This is a genomic window from Nocardia sp. NPDC049220 (assembly GCF_040647855.1).
GTDB lineage: Bacteria > Actinomycetota > Actinomycetes > Mycobacteriales > Mycobacteriaceae > Nocardia.
In genome coordinates this window covers 41,058-58,957 of the sequence record NZ_JBEZDA010000015.1, presented here as the reverse complement: position 1 = coordinate 58,957, position 17,900 = coordinate 41,058, and the positions used below count along the sequence as shown (strand labels likewise).

Annotated in this window: 20 protein-coding genes; 8 read left to right on the top strand and 12 right to left on the bottom strand. The window is 65.5% G+C overall.

The window, feature by feature from the left end:
• Positions 1-13: 13 nt before the first annotated feature.
• A complete protein-coding gene (locus AB0C34_RS25450) occupies positions 14-880 on the bottom strand; it encodes an arylamine N-acetyltransferase (RefSeq protein WP_357077835.1) in 867 nt (288 codons plus the stop codon).
• A 65-nt stretch (positions 881-945) separates the two neighbouring features.
• Positions 946-1,947 (bottom strand): prolyl oligopeptidase family serine peptidase, encoded by a 1,002-nt coding sequence (locus tag AB0C34_RS25445; RefSeq protein WP_357077832.1) that lies wholly within the window; start codon positions 1,945-1,947, stop codon positions 946-948.
• A gap of 126 nt (positions 1,948-2,073) precedes the next feature.
• Between AB0C34_RS25445 and AB0C34_RS25440 the strand changes: the two genes are divergently transcribed.
• Positions 2,074-3,252 (top strand): winged helix DNA-binding domain-containing protein, encoded by a 1,179-nt coding sequence (locus AB0C34_RS25440; RefSeq protein ID WP_357077830.1) that lies wholly within the window; start codon positions 2,074-2,076, stop codon positions 3,250-3,252.
• 63 nt (positions 3,253-3,315) lie between these two features.
• On the opposite strand, the gene AB0C34_RS25435 is transcribed toward AB0C34_RS25440, so the two are convergent.
• The gene (locus AB0C34_RS25435; RefSeq protein WP_357077827.1) at positions 3,316-4,071 is read right to left on the bottom strand and encodes a thioredoxin domain-containing protein; all 756 of its coding nucleotides are present in this window, start codon (positions 4,069-4,071) and stop codon (positions 3,316-3,318) included.
• 248 nt (positions 4,072-4,319) lie between these two features.
• On the opposite strand from AB0C34_RS25435, the gene AB0C34_RS25430 reads away from it, so the two are divergent.
• The gene (locus AB0C34_RS25430) at positions 4,320-5,012 is read left to right on the top strand and encodes a nitroreductase (protein ID WP_357077824.1); all 693 of its coding nucleotides are present in this window, start codon (positions 4,320-4,322) and stop codon (positions 5,010-5,012) included.
• A 91-nt stretch (positions 5,013-5,103) separates the two neighbouring features.
• Here AB0C34_RS25430 and AB0C34_RS25425 read toward each other — a convergent pair whose 3' ends face one another.
• From AB0C34_RS25425 to nadA, 4 genes are all read right to left on the bottom strand, one after another.
• Positions 5,104-5,889: an SDR family oxidoreductase gene (locus tag AB0C34_RS25425; protein ID WP_357077821.1), complete on the bottom strand. Its 786-nt coding sequence runs from the start codon at positions 5,887-5,889 to the stop codon at positions 5,104-5,106.
• 179 nt (positions 5,890-6,068) lie between these two features.
• A complete protein-coding gene (gene nadC, locus AB0C34_RS25420; protein WP_357077818.1) occupies positions 6,069-6,929 on the bottom strand; it encodes a carboxylating nicotinate-nucleotide diphosphorylase in 861 nt (286 codons plus the stop codon).
• Positions 6,930-6,996: 67 nt separating this feature from the next.
• The gene (locus AB0C34_RS25415) at positions 6,997-8,568 is read right to left on the bottom strand and encodes an L-aspartate oxidase (protein WP_357077815.1); all 1,572 of its coding nucleotides are present in this window, start codon (positions 8,566-8,568) and stop codon (positions 6,997-6,999) included.
• 133 nt (positions 8,569-8,701) lie between these two features.
• Positions 8,702-9,745 (bottom strand): quinolinate synthase NadA, encoded by a 1,044-nt coding sequence (nadA, locus tag AB0C34_RS25410; protein ID WP_357077812.1) that lies wholly within the window; start codon positions 9,743-9,745, stop codon positions 8,702-8,704.
• 77 nt (positions 9,746-9,822) lie between these two features.
• Between nadA and AB0C34_RS25405 the strand changes: the two genes are divergently transcribed.
• Complete coding sequence (locus tag AB0C34_RS25405; RefSeq protein ID WP_357077810.1) at positions 9,823-10,581, top strand: NUDIX domain-containing protein; 759 nt, start codon at positions 9,823-9,825, stop codon at positions 10,579-10,581.
• 46 nt (positions 10,582-10,627) lie between these two features.
• Here the strand turns inward: AB0C34_RS25405 and AB0C34_RS25400 are convergent, their stop codons facing one another.
• Positions 10,628-10,801 (bottom strand): hypothetical protein, encoded by a 174-nt coding sequence (locus AB0C34_RS25400; protein ID WP_357078025.1) that lies wholly within the window; start codon positions 10,799-10,801, stop codon positions 10,628-10,630.
• A gap of 221 nt (positions 10,802-11,022) precedes the next feature.
• Here AB0C34_RS25400 and AB0C34_RS25395 point away from each other — a divergent pair, with 221 nt between their 5' ends.
• The 5 genes from AB0C34_RS25395 (at position 11,023) to AB0C34_RS25375 (ending at position 14,696) form a co-directional block, all read left to right on the top strand.
• Positions 11,023-11,358: a hypothetical protein gene (locus AB0C34_RS25395; RefSeq protein WP_357077807.1), complete on the top strand. Its 336-nt coding sequence runs from the start codon at positions 11,023-11,025 to the stop codon at positions 11,356-11,358.
• A 5-nt stretch (positions 11,359-11,363) separates the two neighbouring features.
• Positions 11,364-12,305 carry a hypothetical protein gene (locus tag AB0C34_RS25390; RefSeq protein WP_357077804.1) on the top strand — a complete coding sequence of 314 codons (942 nt, stop codon included), beginning with the start codon at positions 11,364-11,366 and terminating at the stop codon, positions 12,303-12,305.
• Between the two features lie 321 nt (positions 12,306-12,626).
• Entirely contained in the window at positions 12,627-13,058 is a 432-nt protein-coding gene (locus AB0C34_RS25385; RefSeq protein WP_357077998.1) for a MarR family transcriptional regulator, read from the top strand.
• Positions 13,055-13,894: an ATP-binding cassette domain-containing protein gene (locus AB0C34_RS25380; protein WP_357077801.1), complete on the top strand. Its 840-nt coding sequence runs from the start codon at positions 13,055-13,057 to the stop codon at positions 13,892-13,894. Before AB0C34_RS25385 ends, AB0C34_RS25380 begins: the two co-directional genes overlap by 4 nt.
• Positions 13,895-13,904: 10 nt before the next feature.
• A complete protein-coding gene (locus AB0C34_RS25375) occupies positions 13,905-14,696 on the top strand; it encodes an ABC transporter permease (protein ID WP_357077995.1) in 792 nt (263 codons plus the stop codon).
• A 115-nt stretch (positions 14,697-14,811) separates the two neighbouring features.
• On the opposite strand, the gene AB0C34_RS25370 is transcribed toward AB0C34_RS25375, so the two are convergent.
• The 4 genes from AB0C34_RS25370 to AB0C34_RS25355 all read right to left on the bottom strand — a co-directional run bounded on the left by AB0C34_RS25370 (position 14,812) and on the right by AB0C34_RS25355 (position 17,823).
• Positions 14,812-15,714, bottom strand: coding sequence for an alpha/beta hydrolase (locus AB0C34_RS25370; RefSeq protein WP_357077798.1), 903 nt, complete (start codon positions 15,712-15,714; stop codon positions 14,812-14,814).
• 62 nt (positions 15,715-15,776) lie between these two features.
• Positions 15,777-16,661 carry an alpha/beta hydrolase gene (locus tag AB0C34_RS25365; RefSeq protein ID WP_357077795.1) on the bottom strand — a complete coding sequence of 295 codons (885 nt, stop codon included), beginning with the start codon at positions 16,659-16,661 and terminating at the stop codon, positions 15,777-15,779.
• 83 nt (positions 16,662-16,744) lie between these two features.
• On the bottom strand, positions 16,745-17,035 hold the full coding sequence (locus AB0C34_RS25360) for a putative quinol monooxygenase (protein ID WP_357077792.1): 291 nt from the start codon (positions 17,033-17,035) through the stop codon (positions 16,745-16,747).
• A gap of 350 nt (positions 17,036-17,385) precedes the next feature.
• A complete protein-coding gene (locus AB0C34_RS25355) occupies positions 17,386-17,823 on the bottom strand; it encodes a DoxX family protein (protein WP_357077789.1) in 438 nt (145 codons plus the stop codon).
• Positions 17,824-17,900 lie beyond the last annotated feature (77 nt).

The window sequence follows — 17,900 nt, the reverse complement described above, 5'->3', positions numbered from 1 at the left end:
TCGCGCCACGGTGTCAGGTCCGCGGCCAGGGCGTCGCCACCAATGCTGCCGCGTCCGGCGGGGCGATTTCGATGTCGAAAACATCGGTGAGGATCTGGGGCAGGTCGGCCAGGTCCAGTTCGCGTGAATCGGTGGTGCCGTCCGGGTGTTCGGAGGTGAGTGTGGTGCCATCCAGCACATAGTGGACATCCGGGCGGAAACGCTGCGCGTAGGGACGTGTCGTGAACGGTGAGCGCGGCGACGTGGACACGAAGTGGTTGCCGACGGCGTAGTCGATGCGGTACTGCGGGTTCAGGGTGAAGGTGTAGCGGTCGATCCAGCCCGCGCTACCGAACTGGTGCAGCACCCACAGGTCGGTGTCCAGTTCGCCAAGCGTGTTGTCCAATCGGAACTTCCACGCACCGGCCGCGAACTCGCCGGTCGTCGCGGACAGTTCGTACGGCTCCAACGGGCCGGCGCCGAACCCCACGTCGCACAGCCAGACCCGGTCGTCGGCGGCGGTCGTCACCCGGAGCAAAGCGTGCGTGGCGGGACGCAGCCCGGCGCCCGCGCCCATGCTCACCCGGCCGCTGAGACCGGTGACGCCGAAACCGAGCCGCTCCAGCGCCGCCGCGAACAGTCCGACGTGCTCATAGCAGTAGCCGCCACGGCGGCGCCGAACCATTTTGTCCTGCAACGTCGCCAAGTCCAGGTCGATCGACCGGCCGAGAATGATCTCCAGATTCTCGAACGGGATCGAGGTGGTGTGCGCACGCACCAACGCCCGCAGGGTAACCACGGTGGGTACCCGGTCGCCGTCGAATCCGATCCGAGCCAGGTAGTCGTCCAGGTCGAGATCCGTGCCGTTCCAGTGGTACGCCGGATCTGTCGGCTTGCTCATCGTCCCCTCACTTCGTTGCCGGTCCCTCTTCGAGCAACCGCGTCACGACGCGGTCATGTTCCCGTTCAGGCCGCGCACTTGGCTTCGGGTGGCGCGGACGGAGCAGTGAGCACGCCATGTGCGACATCCACGACATAGTCGCGGTCCGGACCCTCGACCGGTTCCGTACCGAGCAGTAGACGCTCGACAACGCAGCCGCCTTCGAAGAAGACCGGGCCGATGCCGTGATCGCCCGGAACCACACGCCCGTCCAGGTCGCGACCGGTGACAATGGTGTACATCGAGGTGGGCTTGCCCGCGGCGGCCAGTCCGGCGCGCATCTGCACGCTGGTCGCATACGGCACCACGTCGTCGCCGGTGCCGTGCACGAGGACGGTGCGACGCACGTCGATCCGGTTCGCCACCAGCACCGGGGAGCGTTCCGCGTAAGCCTGCGGACAGACAGCGGGCGGGCAGCCACCCGCGTCGCGCTCGATCTGGCCGGGCAACACAGGATCGACCATCGAGGCACCCAGCCACATCGTGAAATCGTCCGCGGGACCGTAGGTGTCGACCCAATAGTCGAACAGGCCACGTGGGCCGTGCGCCGCGGCGAGGCCGCTGGTGATCCCGCCCTGGCTCCAGCCCCACAACACCGTGCGAGCGATGCCGCGGTGGGTGTCCTTGTACCACCGCGTCGCCGCGACGACGTCGCGCGAGCCCGCGGTCAGGTTCCACTCGCCGGTACGCCAGACACTGGTCGTCGAACGCAAGTCCATCGCCAGGATCGCAGTTCCGGTCCGCCGCGAGATCGATGTGAGGTAGTCGGCGAAATCCGCGGACGAGCCGTCGTGCCCGTGCACGGCGACCACCAGCGCCTGCGGAGTCAGGTCGCCCTCGGCGCAGCGGTAGGGCTCATAGACCCGGCCGGTCGCGTCCTCGCCGTCGACTCGCACCGTCACCGGGCGCACCACCACCCGGACCGCGCACTCCTGCCGCGCCGAAACCATCGGCGCGACAACGCTTATCGATAAGACGAGGAACACAACAGCACAGCACGCAGCGAGTACCGGATATCCGCTTCTCATGCGCGCATGATGTCATGGGCGGCGGTCTGGAGCGGCCGCCGTTCGGCATGGCGTTTCAGCGGTTGGTCACCGACCCAGGACCTGGCCGGGATCCGGATCATCGAGGGCAAGGCATAGGATTCGCCTATGCGTTCGATCGACGCCGCCCAGCGCCGCGCTCGGCTGGCAGTGCGGCACCGGCTGTCCCCGACGGAGCGGTCCGGTCGGGTCGCCGAGATAGCTGGCTCGCTGGTGGCCCTGCACGCGACCGATCCGGCCACGGTGTTCCTCGCGGTCGCCGCCCGCGGCGGCGATCTCACGCCCGCCGAGGTCGAACAGGCCCTCTACGAAGACCGCACGTTGCTACGCATGCTGGCCATGCGGCGAACCATGTTCGTCGTGCCGGTCGACCTCGTTCCGGTTCTGCAGGCTTCATGCGCGGATGCGTTGGCGCACAAGCAGCGGCGTACCTACAGCAGGTACCTGCACCAGGCCGGCATCGGCGACGGTGACGCGCTGGGCTGGCTCGGCCAGGTCGAAGCCGAGACACATCAGGCGTTGCTGGCCAGGGGCGCGGCGACCGGCACACAGCTGAGCAAGGACGTCGCGCGCCTGCGTACCAAGGTGAATACCGCACCGGACAAGGCCTATTCGAAACCGACGAACATCACCACCTGGGTGCTGGTCACGCTGGGCTGCGAAGGTCGCATCGTGCGCGGCAGGCCGAACGGCAGCTGGGCGAGCAGCCAGTACACCTGGGCACCGATCGAATCGTGGTTGCCGGAAGGCATCGCGACCGTCCCCGCCGCCGAGGCCCGAGTCGAGCTGATCCGTCGCTGGCTGCGCACCTTCGGCCCGGCGCCGGTTGCCGACATCACCTGGTGGACCGGCTGGACTCTTCGCGACGTGCGCTCGGCGCTCGACGCTCTCGACCTGGTCGAGGTCGATCTGGACGGCACCGTCGGTGTGCTGTTGGCCGACGACCTCGAGCCCGTGCTGGCACCGCGCCCCTGGGCGGCGCTGTTGCCCGCCCTGGATCCGACACCGATGGGGTGGCAGTCGCGGGACTGGTTTCTCGGATCACACGGACCGCACCTGTTCGACCGCAACGGCAATATCGGCCCCACTGTCTGGTGGGATGGGCGGATCGTCGGCGGCTGGGCACAGCGCAAGGACGGCGAGATCGTCTGGCGCCTGCTGGAGGACGTGGGGGCCGACGCGGAGGCGCTGATCGCGACAGAGGCACAGCGGACCGCCGAGTGGTTCGGCGACGTTCGCGCCATTCCGCGATTCCGGACGCCGCTGGAACGTGAACTCACCGCCTGATCGCCGAGCACCACCGCGATCTTCCGACGCACCCGCCGGCGCCGACGCATCGGATCTCGGCGCCTATCGTGCGGCGGCGATCACCGGGCCGAGCCCGCCCCGGGTCATGAGTTGTCCGGGATCGGTGACCTGCACACCGTTGACGAAGACAGACGGGGTGCTGTTGACGCCGCTATCGAGCACCTCGGTGGTCTTCTGCCTGAGGTATGCGTCGTACTTGCGATCGGTAATGCATGTGGCCACAGCAGCATCGGTGTAACCGGCCTGCTTGGCGATCTCGATCAGTTTCCCGTCAGAGAGACCGGCGCCGCCTTCCTTGGGCTGCTTGTCGAACATCGTCGCCAACCATCCCTGGTACTTCGACGGATCGAACCGGGCCACACAGTACGACGCATTACCTGCTCGCGACGAGTACTTGTCGGTGGACGCCCGGTCCAGAAAGGAGATGACGTTGTACTCCACAACGGCGGTGCCACTTTTCACCGCGTCTTCCAGCACCTTGCCGTTCGCTCTGTCGAACGACCGGCATGCGGGGCACTGTAGATCCGCGACCACGCGGACAACCACCTTGGCTGCTGGCTCACCGATCCGGATCGCGCCGTTCGCGGCGACGCCCGCGGGGGTCTGACCGTCGCTTCCCGCAGCCGTCGCGACACCGCCGACCACATTCGAACGCACCGACCGCACCGCGACTCCAGTGCCGATCGTCACGACCAGCGCCAGCAGCAAGCCCGCCGCCACCATAAGGCTTAGTTTGCCGCTGTTGCTGTCCCGCGGCACAGGCGGCGGGCTCGACCAACCCCCTTGGTAGGTGTCCATTCCGAGTTCCCACTACTTTCCGTTCACCGAATAATTCGCTCCGCAACGATAGCGGCTGCCGAACCCACCGAAGGTCGCCGAGAGCCGAATCCGGCTCCGGCGGGTGGCGAGGTCGCGGCTCGTCGGAGTGCTCGGTCTCGGATCTCCGACGGGTAGTCTGACGATTCGAAGCTCTGGCGTGAACTCGGGCCGCCCACACCGCGACGAACAGGTCGGTCGCTACCTACTCGCCGCCTCGAGGTCCGACGATGAACCGACCACTGTCCGTGCCCGGGTTGGAGGAGTTCGTGTTCGACCTCGAGGAAGTGATCAGGGAGCGCCGTTCGACGCGGATGTTCCTGCCTGATCGACCGGTACCGAGGAAATTGGTGGATGAGGCGCTGGCGCTGGCGATCCGTGCCCCGTCGAACTCCAACATCCAGCCATGGCACCTCGTGTTCGCCTCCGGAGCTGCCCGGGACCGTCTGGTGGCGGCCTTGCTCCGCGAGGCTCGCAGCAAGCCGCCGCGTGTCCCCCTGCTACCGCACGCGTTCGCTCACCTGCGCCAGGAACTGGGTGCCCAAGTATATGGGTCGATGGGAATCGCTCGCGATGACATCGAGGCCAGGCGAACAGCAGTTCTGCGCAACTGGGAATTCTTCGGCGCACCGTTGGCCGGCGTCGTCTGCATGCATCGCGACCTCGGTCGTGTCGATGCCATCGGTGTCGGGATGTTTCTGCAGACCTTGCTCTTGGCCCTCACCGCACGCGGCCTGGGTACGTGCGTTCAGGTCTCGATCGCGGGATACCCCGAGACCGTCCACACACAACTCGCTATCCCACCAGAGCTTTCGGTCCTGTGCGGTCTGGCGGTCGGTTACCCCGATCCGACCTTCCCCGCGAACAATCTTCGCATCGGCCGCCAGCCGATCGGCGAGAACGTCACATTCCTCGATTGCTGATCGACAGTATGAATTCGACAGTCCACAGCCGCGAGCGCACGACTACCACGATTCCGACGCACGGAACGACGCGTGCGACCGGTCGGCTATCTCACAGGGTGGCGACCAAGCCGCCGTCGATCCTCATGTCGGATCCGGTGATATTGGCGGCCCGGTCGCTGGCCAGGAACACGACCAGGTCGGCAACCTGTTCCGGGGTGGTGAACCGGCCCATCGGGGTGGCGCCCACTGCCGCGGACATGACCTCGTCGGCGGTCTGACCGCTGACGCCAGCGAGCGTGTCGGCCACGCCGCCTCGGTCCAGCCACATTCCGGTCGTCACCGGCCCTGGGCTTATGGAGTTGACACGAATGTTCTTTGGCCCCAATTCCTTTGACAACGCCTTGCCGAAGTTGGTGACGGCGGCCTTGGTGGCACAGTAGTCGTAGATCCTGGGGTCGGGAAGGTACGCGTTGACGGATCCGACGATGACGATCGATCCGCCACCGCGTCGGTACATCTGTGGCAGAGCCGCGCGGGTCGGCCGCACCGTCCCCATCACATTGAGCTCCCAGGAACTCTGCCACTGGTCGTCGGTGACGCCGGCGAAACCGCTCGGTCGCATTCTGAGCGCGCCGACGTTGTTCACCAGCACATCGATTCCGCCGCGCTCCCTGGCCGCCGCGATCAGGTCACCGACTCCACCGGGCTGCGACAAATCGGCGGACACGAACGTCACCTTCCCGGCTTCTTCCAGCACCCCGAGATCGGGTCCACGGCCGCGTGACCCAGCAACGACGTGAGCGTCGGCCGCCACCAGCGCTCGGGTGACCGCAAGACCGATCCCCCTGCTGGCGCCGGTCACGACAGCGATCTTGCCCGACAGATGCAAATCCATGCTGCTGCTCCCCTCGTCCGCGCGGTGGGTGATCCCGATCACGCTAACCCGGCTCACCTGCGAAAGGTCCAGTCCGCGACCTCCGGAGTGTCGGACCATAGGCGACCGATCAGCGAATCGAACCCGGCCACGAAGACGAAGCAACGTTCCCCAGCAGGGACCGCGCCGAACGCACCCGCTTACATATCCAGCCCGAGGTCGAGGACACGCACCGAGTGGGTGAGGGCGCCGACGGCGAGGTAGTCGACACCGGTACGGGCGTAGTCGGCGGCGGCGGCGAGACTCAGACCGCCCGAGGACTCCAGCTTCGTCGCGGGCGCCGCGGCGTTGCGCCGCTGCACGGCTGCCTGCGTCTGCCAGAGCGCGAAGTTGTCCAACAGGACGAGTTCCACGTCCTCGGCGAGCACGGCGTCGAGCTGCTCCAGGCTGTCCACCTCGACCTCACAGGCGATGCCGGGAGCGACCGCGCGGACCGCGCGCAATGCCTCCACCACCGACCCCGCCGCGACGACGTGGTTGTCCTTGATCAGCGCGGCATCGCCGAGACCCATGCGGTGGTTCACACCGCCGCCGACCCGGACCGCGTACTTCTGCAGCGCGCGCAGCCCCGGCAGGGTCTTGCGGCTGTCGCGGATACCGCACCCGGTACCTGCGACCTCGTCGACCCAGGCAGCCGTCGTAGTCGCTATCCCAGAGAGGTGACAGACGAGGTTGAGCATGGTGCGCTCGGCTGTGAGCAGCCCGCGGGTCGGCGCGATCACGGTCAGTACGGACTGCCCCGGTACCACCCGCGTCCGGTCGGCGACCCGGCCGGTGATCTCGTAGTCACCCGCGCCGATCACCTCGTCGAGTACCAGTAGCCCGATGTCGAGGCCGGCGACGGTCCCTGGCTGCCGCGATACCACCGATGCCTTCACCACCGCGTCGGCAGGCACGGTGGCCACCGTGGTGACGTCCGGGCCATAACGCAGATCCTCGTCCAGCGCCAGACGGATGATCCGCTGCACCTCGTCACGATCCAGTGCGGAATCCAGAGCCATCGAAGCGCTCCTTTCTCTCTCGCCGAGTCGGCGGCATCTCGCCGCGATCCTTACTCGACGGCTGTGGTCAGGGAATTGCCTGGGTGTGCTCCGGCGCACCCTCGGGATTCAGTCGGATCGGGAGGCTGTGCCGCAACGCCGCCACCGGGACCGGATGATCCGATCGGGTGTGGCAGCCACGGCTTTCGGTGCGCGCGACCGCCGCGAGCAGCAGGGTTCGCGCCGCGAGGGTGAGCGCTGCGTCCTCGATCCCCGCGACCGCGGTCGTGGGCGCTGAACATGTTTCGCGCGTAGTGGCCACGTCGTCGAGCCGCTTGAGCGCTTCGTCGAGACCGGCGCCGTCGCGCACGACCGACGCGTGCGTGGTCATCAACTGCTGTACCACGTCGCGATCGGTGCACTCGGTGACGCGGGCGCCGACCGCGGTCACCGTCGCAGGCACACCCAGCCGTTCGACCGCGGCGGCCCCGGCACGCTCGCCGACCACCAGTCCCTCGAGCAGACTGTTGGAGGCCAGCCGGTTCGCGCCGTGCAGACCGGTGCGCGCTACCTCGCCCGCCGCGTACAGGCCGGCGACTCCGGTGCGGCCATGGGTGTCGGTCACGAGCCCGCCGCACTGATAGTGCGCGGCCGGCGCCACCGGGATCAGGTCCGTGCCCGGATCGATGCCCGCGGCCAGACACGAGGCGGTGATCGTCGGAAACCGTTGCCGGAAGCCGTCGATCGCGCGCGCGTCGAGATAGACGTGGTCGGTACCCAGCGCGCGCATCCGTGCGGCGATGGCGCGAGACACCACGTCACGCGGCGCGAGGTCACCGCGCGAATGCAGTCCGGCGGTCACCGAATCGCCCTCGGTGTCGACGAGTACCGCCCCCTCGCCGCGTACTGCCTCGCTGATCAGCGGCCTGCGCCCCATCCCACCCGGGGTGTACAGCACGGTCGGATGGAACTGCACGAATTCGAGATCGGCGACGACCGCGCCCGCCCATAGCCCGAGTGCGATGCCGTCGGCAGTGGCGCCGGGGGGGTTTGTGCTCAGCGCGTACAGTCGGCCGAGCCCGCCGGTGGCCAGCAACACTGCGGGCGCGTGCACGACACCGAATCCTTGATCGGACACGGCGACGACACCCTGCACACCGTTCGGCCCGGTGCTGATCTCGCCGACCGCAGTTCCGAACAACACCGGCAGATCGGCCTCATTCAACGCCCGCTGCACCTCCGCGCCGGTGGCGTCTCCGCCCGCGTGGATGATCCGGCGGGTGCTGTGCCCGCCCTCTCGGGTCCGCGAGATCTGGCCGTCTCGGCCCAGATCGAAAACCGCGCCGAGATCGGTCAACGCGTCGAGCGCGGCTTGGCCGCCCGCGACGATCGAGCGCACCGCGTCCACGTCGCACAGCCCGACACCGGCTTCCACCGTGTCGTGCACGTGGGATTCGACCGAATCCCCGTCCGGCGCGACAACGGCGATGCCGCCTTGCGCGTACTGCGTCGACGTGTCGGTCGGTCCGCCTTTGCTGAGTGTCAGCACCCGAAGACCGCGCAGCGACGCGGTCCGCGCCGCGGTCAGGCCCGCGACGCCACCGCCGATCACGACGAGATCGGCCTCGGCCTCCCAATCGATCGAGAACCGGGTGGTCATCGGCCCACGCCTGCCCGTGTTCCAGCCCCCGAATCCGCGGCGGTGTCGCCCGGATTCGCGGTGGTCCGCACTCGCGCGGCGGCCACCGTGTTCCGCGCGTGACCGACCACTGCCACCAGGGCAGAGGTCGACGTCACTCACCACCGCCCGGATTGCCGATCTCGATCATCCGCTGCACCGAATTGCGGCCGAGCGCCGCGGTTTCCGGATCGACATGGACTTCGTCGCGACCATCGACCAGGCAGCGAAGCAATGCCGCCGGAGTGATCATCTTCATGTACTTGCACGAGGCCCGGTCGTTCACGGCCTGGAAGTCGATGCCCGGCGCGGCCTTGCGCAACTGGTGCAACATGCCGATCTCGGTGGCCACCAGCACCTGGTTCGACGTCGCCGCCTTCGCCGCGTCGATCATGCCGCCGGTCGACAGGATGTGCACCCGCTCGGCCGGGAAAGCGCCCTCGCCCGCGAGGTAGAGCGCCGACGTCGCGCACCCGCATTCGGGGTGTACGAACAGCTCCGCGTCCGGGTGGGTGCGCGCCTGCTCGGTCAGCTCGTCGCCGTTGATGCCCGCGTGCACGTGGCATTCGCCGGCCCAAATGTGCACGTTCGCCCGGCCGGTGACGCGTTTGACGTGCGCGCCGAGGAACTGGTCCGGCAAGAACAGCACCTCGCGGTCGGGGTCGATGGAGGCGACCACGTCCACCGCGTTGGACGATGTGCAGCAGATGTCGGTGAGCGCTTTCACCTCGGCCGTGGTGTTCACGTAGGAGACCACGATCGCGTTCGGGTGTTCGGCCTTCCAGGCGCGCAGCTCGTCGGCGGTGATGGAGTCCGCGAGTGAGCACCCGGCCCGCTGGTCCGGAATGAGGACCGTCTTGGCCGGGCTCAAGATCTTGGCGGTCTCGGCCATGAAGTGCACGCCGCAGAACACGATGGTGTCCTCCGGCGCCTCGGCCGCGATCCGGGACAGTGCCAGCGAATCGCCGACATGGTGGGCCACGTCCTGGATCTCCGGCAGCTGATAGTTGTGCGCGAGGATAGTCGCGTTGCGCTCCTCGGCGAGCCGCTTGACCTCCTGCGCCCATTCCGGCGTCGCTTCGACACCCGCGAACCCCGCGGGTCCGTCGAACACCTGCCCCATCAGCGGGGGCGCCAGTTTCGCACCCATCGTCGCCATGGATGGCTCCCTTCCTCGTGCGATCGGCTTCACCACCGATTCGCACCCAACCAGGTTTTCGACTTACAATCGAAAACGTGACCCATAGTAGCACCAGCCATGAATCACTCACCGCGGTGTTCCAGGTTCGCCGCTTCCCCGCAACCATTGCCGCAGGTACGAACCCTGCCGACCGCGCAGAAGGCATGCTGCGCCGTTGCCCGCCCGACCAGCGGACCGAACTGGCCGTGCTGCTGTGGGAGCGCGCGCTCGACCCACAGAAAGGCACCTGGTCTCTGCCCGGCGGGCAGCTACGTGACGACGAGGACCTCGACGCCTCCGCGCGCCGCCAGCTCGCCGAGAAGGTCGACGTGCGCGAGCTGACCCACCTCGAACAGCTCTCGGTGTTCAGCGCCCCGGACCGGGTACCGAGCCCCCGGCGCATCGCCTCGGCCTACCTGGGCCTGGTCCCGCTCACCGCGGACCCGAAGTTGCCGTCCGACACCGCCTGGCATCCGGTCTCCGCACTGCCGGCCATGTCCTTCGACCACCGCACCGTCGTCGACCACGCCCGCACCCGCCTGGCCGCGAAACTCTCTTACACCAACATCGCCTTCGCGCTCGCGCCGGATCGATTCACCATGTCGACTTTACGCGAAATCTATTGCGCCGCACTAGGATACGACGTGGACACCACCAACCTTCAGCGAGTTCTGACCCGCCGCAAAGTGATCACCCCCACCGGTGCCACCGCCGCCCCGGGCCGCGCGGGCGGACGCCCGGCAGCGGTCTACCGCTTCACCGACTCGGGCCTACGCGTGACAGACGAATTCGCGGCGCTACGCCCGCCGACCTGAGCGACCGGACCCGCGGCGGGCACTTCGACTACAGCCGACATCCAGCTCAGTACTCGGTCGCCGCCTTCCGATGCTTGCGCCTGCGCCGATACTCGCGTTTGCTCGGTACCGGGCGTGCGGCATTGCCGCGCCGCAACGCATCCCGCCGCCGCCAAGCGATCAAATCGGCCCGCTCGCCAGTCGACGCCGAGGGCACGGTTGTCGCTTCGCGATTCATCACCTGACCTCCGTTCGACGAGCCACTCCATCACTCCGGCCGGACGACGGTATCAGCGAAATTCCCCCGCATCCAGCGACTTTCTACCGCCGGCCGGAGTGGTCGACCCCTTGCCGGTCAACGGCGAGTGCCAACATCACTTCGTAGACAGGTGTTCACTTCCGGCTCGATACGTGGTATGTCCATCTATGACCACAGTCCGAACGCATGTGCGGAAAACAATGATGAATGAACCCCCAACCTTGGTTGCCGTGTACGAGCTCGTTGCCGAGGGTTTTCAACGGGTCGCGGAATTTCGGCTGTCGCCCCAGGACCAGGTCGCGCTGACGCTGACCGACTCCGAGGGCTGCCCACAGGCCGAACAGTGGTACCACGAAGGGGTCGAAATGCTCGATGACGGACGCCTCGTTATGCCGGATGAAGGACCCACCTTCATGCACGCATTATTGCAACCGTTCCGTATGAGCTACTGCCGAATCGTGGACGAGAGCGGACGCGATACTCCCACAGAATCGACGATCACACCGACGCACTGGTCGACATATCGAGACGATCAATAATATCGGTGAGCAGTTCCCTCCATGAAGTAATCATTCGCGCCGCGAAACTCATGATCCAAAATATCCAGCGAGCGGGCCAGATAATTGCGAAGCCCCACAGAGACGCCGGTCGAATACTTGATGAAACCGTGACGACCCTGCGGGACAAAGATCGCCTGAACCTCAGCGAGTTTCGGGACAACGAATCGAGATTTTCGCGTTCGCGAAGCGAAGAATACCCCGCCTACGTGCCGAGTGCTGCCGAGCGGAAGATGCGAGAACGGCGCTTGACAAGAGAAGATGAATTGACCGATTCGATCGATCCGAGCACAAATTACGTATACGTTATGCGGTCCAAAATATTCGGCCGCACGACCCTCGACAGCCTGAGCATCTACAAGCCCGCTTCGGGAGAAAGGTTCGGAGGCCGCGATTGGCTGCCGCACAGACACGGCGAGCTGGCAAAACGAGAAGTTGGCGCTTTCCGCATGGACCAGTTGTTCAAGTTCGGTCGAGTTCCACCCACCGCACTGACCAGTGGACCGCACGGACCCGGGATGGTGCAGCAATTCATGGAATTCAAGAGAGGGAAAAGAGAGCACGAGTACGATCATGTTCAACAACAACAAGTAGCTGTACTGCATTATGTAATCGGCAACGGGGACGGCCATCGGGCGAACTACCGCCCCGATGTCGGCGACAATCTCGTCGCGTTCGATCACGGGTATTCATTCCCCGAGACGCCGGACCCGACGCGCGGTGACAGACGGCACACCCTGCGATCAGATTTTGTGATACTCCATGCGGGGAAAGCCCTCGATAAGGACGTGCTGCGTGCGGTGGATGAAGTCGACCAGGCCCAAGTGCGCAGCGCACTCGGCGACCTCCAGTTGGATCGCAGCGCGATCGACGGTGCCGTCGAGCGGCTCAACATGATCAAAACCCACCGCATGATCCCTCCACTCTGAAATCAGCGACCGCAGCAAGGGATCGCGCAGTGTCGGCCGGATGCCCAGCGGCCGTAGACGTCGACCGCACCGAAGACCACCGACACCCGGTCATGTTCTCGAAACCGCCCCGGCGGATCTGAGGTTTGCGTCGATGCCGGGTTGTGGTGCACAGGCATGAGTCGGCCGAGGCGATCGATCACCGTGGATCGGCCGACGTTTACCTCGATTGTCTTGGTCGTTCGAGGACGACCGCTGATTTACCTCTGAGTAAGAGGTATCCTCGGCGACATGGCGAGGACATCCGAGGTCACCACCCACGCCGAGTTGGTCGGGCGACTGATGAGTGCGTTCGGCCGCTTCCGTCGGCAGGTCTCGCGGATAGCCGGCCGATCGTTCGATCAACCCGGGGTAAGCGCCTCGCAAGCGGAGTTTCTGCGCCTGGTCGCCCGTAATCCGGCTATCTCCGTGAAGGCGGCTGCCGCGGAGCTGGGCTTGGCTCCCAATAGTGTCTCGACCTTTGTCACGGCACTGGTGCAGACAGATCTGCTGGTACGCGAGGCGGATCCAGCGGATCGGCGAGTGATGCGGCTGAGCCTGCCCGCTCAGGTGCAGCGCACGGTCGACGAGACGCGCAGACTCAGGCACGGACTGGTCGCCGCGGCCCTCGACGAGCTGACCGCGGATGAACGTGACCAGTTGGTTCGCGGGCTTACGGTCGTCGACAAGGTGACCGGCATCCTGCACGAGTACGAACAAGGTAAGCGAAGATGAACTCGAAATCCGTTGATCCACCACTGCATTGCCCGGCCGTCGAATGCGCGGGCCTGACGCACCGTTACGGCGAGCACATCGTGGTCGATCACCTAGATCTGCGTATCGAGCGCGGCGAGGTGTTCGGTCTACTGGGCCCCAACGGCGCCGGGAAGACCACGACGATTCGGCTGCTGAACACGCTGATGCCGGTGCAGGACGGAACGATCAGGGTGCTCGGTCTCGAGGTCGGCCGCCGCGACGCGGACATCCGCTACAACCTCGGCTACGTGCCGCAACAGCTGTCGATCGAGGCGACACTGACCGGGCGACAGAACGTGGCCTGGTTCGCGCGGTTGTTCGATGTGCCGCGTCGCGAGCGGGCTCAGCGGGTGAACGAGGTGTTGGCCGCGATGAACCTGCTCGAAGTGGCCGACCGGATGGCCGGCGGGTATTCCGGCGGGATGATTCGCCGCCTGGAGTTGGCGCAGGCACTGGTCAATCGGCCCGCGCTACTGATTCTCGACGAGCCGACAGTCGGTCTGGATCCGATCGCGCGCGACAGCGTCTGGGATCGAGTGCGCGATCTGCGGCACCGATTCGGTACAACAGTGCTGCTGACCACCCATTACATGGCCGAGGCCGACAACTTGTGCGATCGGATCGCACTGCTGCACAAGGGCCGATTACAGGCAGTCGGGACGCCGGCCGAACTGAAGGCCGCGTTGCGACCCGACGCCACCCTCGATGACGTGTTCCGCCACCACGCCGAAGCCGGCCTCGTCCAGGACACAACGATGGAGGGAGGGCTGCGCAGTGTCCGAAACACACGTCGAACCGCTCAACGCGCGAGCTGACTACCCGCCCGTGCGACTGGCGCCGCGCGGCGCCGCGCGGCTTGTCGCACTGGGCTCGCGAATCACCACCTTCGTGCTGGTCGAGTTGCAGAAGTTGCGCCACGATCGCACCGAACTGGTAACTCGCGGGGTGCAACCGGTCCTCTGGATGCTGATCTTCGGCACGACTTTCGCCCGGCTGCGCACCATCCCCACCGGGGACCTGCCGTACCTGGACTTTCTGGCTCCGGGGATCATCGCTCAATCGGCGTTGTTCATCTCGATCTTCTACGGAATCCTGCTGATCTGGGACCGTGACGCGGGCATTCTCAACAAACTGATGGTTACCCCGACACCACGAGCGGCTCTGATCACGGGAAAGTGCTTCGCGGCCGGCGTGCGTGCGGTGGCGCAGGTGCTGATCATCGTGGCGCTGGCATTGGTCATGGGTGTGCACGTGACGATGAACCCGGCCAAACTGTTCGGCGCGGTGGTCGTCGTGGTTCTGGGTGCCGCGTTCTTCGCTTGCCTGTCCATGACCATCGCGGGTGTCGTGGCGAAACGTGACCGGTTGATGGGAATCGGGCAAGCGATCACGATGCCGCTGTTCTTCGCCTCGAACGCGCTGTACCCCCTGGAGTTGATGCCTGGGTGGTTGCGCGTCGTCAGCCACGTGAATCCGCTCAGTTACGAGGTGGATGCGCTGCGTGGTCTGTTGATCGGCGGCGCATACCACCTGTGGCTGGATCTGGCAGTGCTGATCCTGGCCGGGATCGCTGGAATCGCCTGTGCCTCTTCACTGCTGGGGCGGCTGACCAGGTGATCCTGTCTACTCGGAGTTGCCGCCGCGAATCGCGGCACCACTTCTCTGGCCGGACCGGCTCGTTCCAAAGTCTAGTTCTGTGATGGCGCGGCCGACCGGGTCGCCATTGTGATCACTACCCTGCGGTCGCCTGGATGAATTCGCGCAAGCGTTTCAGGAAGGTCTCCGGCTGTTCCTCGGCAATCCAATGGCCCGACTTTTCGATAGGTCGGACAGTGACGCTTTCGGCGACCTCCAGGAGCATCTCCTCTGCCGACGAAAGAAAGAAGCTCGCGGTCCCCCCAAGTCCGAGCACCGGCATTGTGAGTTTGCCCTTCTCCGACAGGATGCGCCGATTGTCTTCTGCGTCCTGTTCGAAAGCCCGAAAGAGCTCGAGGCCGGCTCGCATGGCTCCGGGAGCCGTGTAGTCGGCGACATATCGTTCCGCGTCCGATATCGAGATCGCATCGGGATTCGCACTCAGCTTGACATAGAAATGGCGTAGGTAGGAGAACTCGCTGCCGGCGATGAGCGTCTCGGCATCGTTGCCTGCTGCGCCGTGGAAGTGGAAGTGCCACAGCGTGTCCGCACTGAACCTGGTCGTCGCCAGCGCTCTCTCATATACTTCGGTGCCCGGGATCGGAGCCTCCATGAGCACAAGACGCTCGACATCGCCGGGATAGCGGGAAGCGAACGCATAGGCAACCAACATTCCGAGGTCGTGACCGACCAGGGTGATCGGGTTCCGCACGCCGAGATGATCGAGCAACGCTCTGATGTCGCTTGCCATCGTTCGCTTGTCATAGCCGCGCTCGGGCTTCGACGACCCGCCGGCCCCTCGATAATCGGGAGCCACGACGAACCAGGCATCGGCACGGAGCGGCTCTATGATGAGACGCCATTCCCACCAGGTCTGGGGCCAACCATGCAACAACACGATTGTTCGACCATCCCCGCCCTTGCTCGGCGGTGTGCCCGCGGTCACGTAGTGGATTCGGACACCCGCGGCGTCGAACATATTGTGGTGCAATTCCTGCATTGCGCACCTTCCGGCCGGTATTGACGCTCAGATGAACACGGTCCGCCGCACGGATAGCACGATCAATTGCGCTTCTGCCAGCCCCCGCGCACGTGATCCAGAATATTCTCGGCCCAGACATCAGGCGCCTCCAGTGGGCTGAAGTGTCCGGCGTCCTCGACGAGTCGGAGTGTGTAGTCACGGTAGAAATCGGACAAGTTGTCACTCCATTCCTGCGGAAAGAGTGGATCCTGGTCCGGCCAGAGAACGGTGACGGGCTTGGCGAACCTGTCGGCGGGATTCGGCTTCTCTTCGTTGGTGTAATAAGTGATCGGGTTCCCTTCCGGGAACCGGAACCACGAGATACCCGCCACGAATGCACCCGGAGCAGAGTGGTTTTCGGTCAGATGGTCCAGCAGTTCGTTCACGACTTCGGAGCCTGGAGCCGACCAGTTCCGCAGGCTCTCTTTCAGCACGGCGCGAACGGCATCCGGCTTTCCGTCGATGAGATCCTCTACCAGCGTCGTCTTGTAGAGGATCGCGTGCAGGAAAGCGTTGACCGCCCGTTCCTCCAGAATCCGCCGGCCGACCCCCATCGTCGGTGGCGCGATAACCAGAGATTCAGCAAGGTCGGGCCGCTCGACCGCGACCGTCTGGACAGTGAAACTGCCGATGTCGTATCCGCACAAGACCGCGTTGCTGATACCGAGTTCGTCGATCAGCGCGATGACACCGTCCACCTGACCGGACAAGGAATAGGCGTTGCCCACATCCTTTAGGTGCTTGTCCGACTTACCGAAGCCCCGCAGATCAGGGACAACCACGTCAGCGAAAGGTGTCAACAGGGGCAGCAGCTTGGAGTACTCCTTGTTGTCGCCCGGACTGCCGTGGACGAGGACTACCGGCCGGCCTTCTCCAGATCGCAGGTAGTGCAGGCGGAAACCATCGGTCGGCTTCGAGAACGGCATGGTCTGACCTCCGATTCTGCATCCGTATCGGCCCATGTGGATTGCGGCTCGGTCGAGCCGGGTGGTTAACTCGAAGAAAAGGCTCAGCGGGGAATTTCCTTGTAGTGATGCTCGTCGTAGTCCGACTTCAAGTACCCGTTGACGGTGTCGTTGAAGTTGATCCAGTGCGGCGTCTTGCCATGAGCATCCAGGACCTCTTGGGACGCCCAGTGTTCGATCAGGACGTAGCTGTACGGATCATGGGCGTTCCGCCACAGCTGGTACAGACTGCACCCGTCCTCCTTGTTGGACTCCACCACCATGTGGTTCAAGAGTTTCAGAAATCTCGCCTCGTGCTCTTGGGCCACGTCGAAGAAGACGTTCAGGATGATCATGCCGCTCCTCCTGTCGTGTATGCCTCAGTCACCATCATGGATCGCGAGGCCGCACGACGAGGCCGGATCGGCTCGTTTGCCGCTCGTTCAGGCACCGTCGGTCGCGATCCGTCAGTGGGTCCTGACCTGGGGAAGGGCAGGTCCTCCGCCGTGTGGGCCGGTTGCGGCGCCGAGAGGCCCTGCGTACATCGAGCGCGGCGACGGCCACCTGGTGCCGCGCCCCGGGCCGGGGCGCTGCGGGCAGGTGGCCGCTGGATCGATCGTCGCCAACCCGACGGGCGATCGATCCGAAACGCACGTCCGGCGATCGGTGGGTGGGCCACCGATCGCCGGGCGTACTTATGGATGTGTCATCGCGCGAGCGAGTTGCGCAGATCGGTGATGGTGGCGCGGCGCTCGTAGGCGATCCAGGCGAAGATCGCGGCGAGCACCAGTGGGAAGATCCCCATCAGGGGCTTGCCGACGAGAAAAGCCTGTGTCCCGGCGGCAAGCACCGTGAGAACGGACAGACCCGCGGCAGCCAGGGCACTGAGCCGTGGCACCATCAGGCCGATACCGCCCGCGACCTCCACGACTCCGATGAAGATGAGCAGCCCGAGGGGGATGGTCAGATTCTCGGGGGCGTTGTCCGTCAGGGCGTTCGGCATCACGAGTTTCGGCCCGCCGGAGGCGATGATGAAGAACAGGCCGAGCAGGATCTGCAGGGTCCACAGGGCACGGTTGCGGATCTTGCCGGGACGGTTGGTGACGTCGTCGGAGAAGTTGGTGGTGGGGTCGGCGGTGGTCATCTCTGGTCCTTCTGGTCGGTCGCGCCGGGTTGGTGGCGCGTTCAACGGATAGGACGGAGCATCGTCCGAGATCTCAT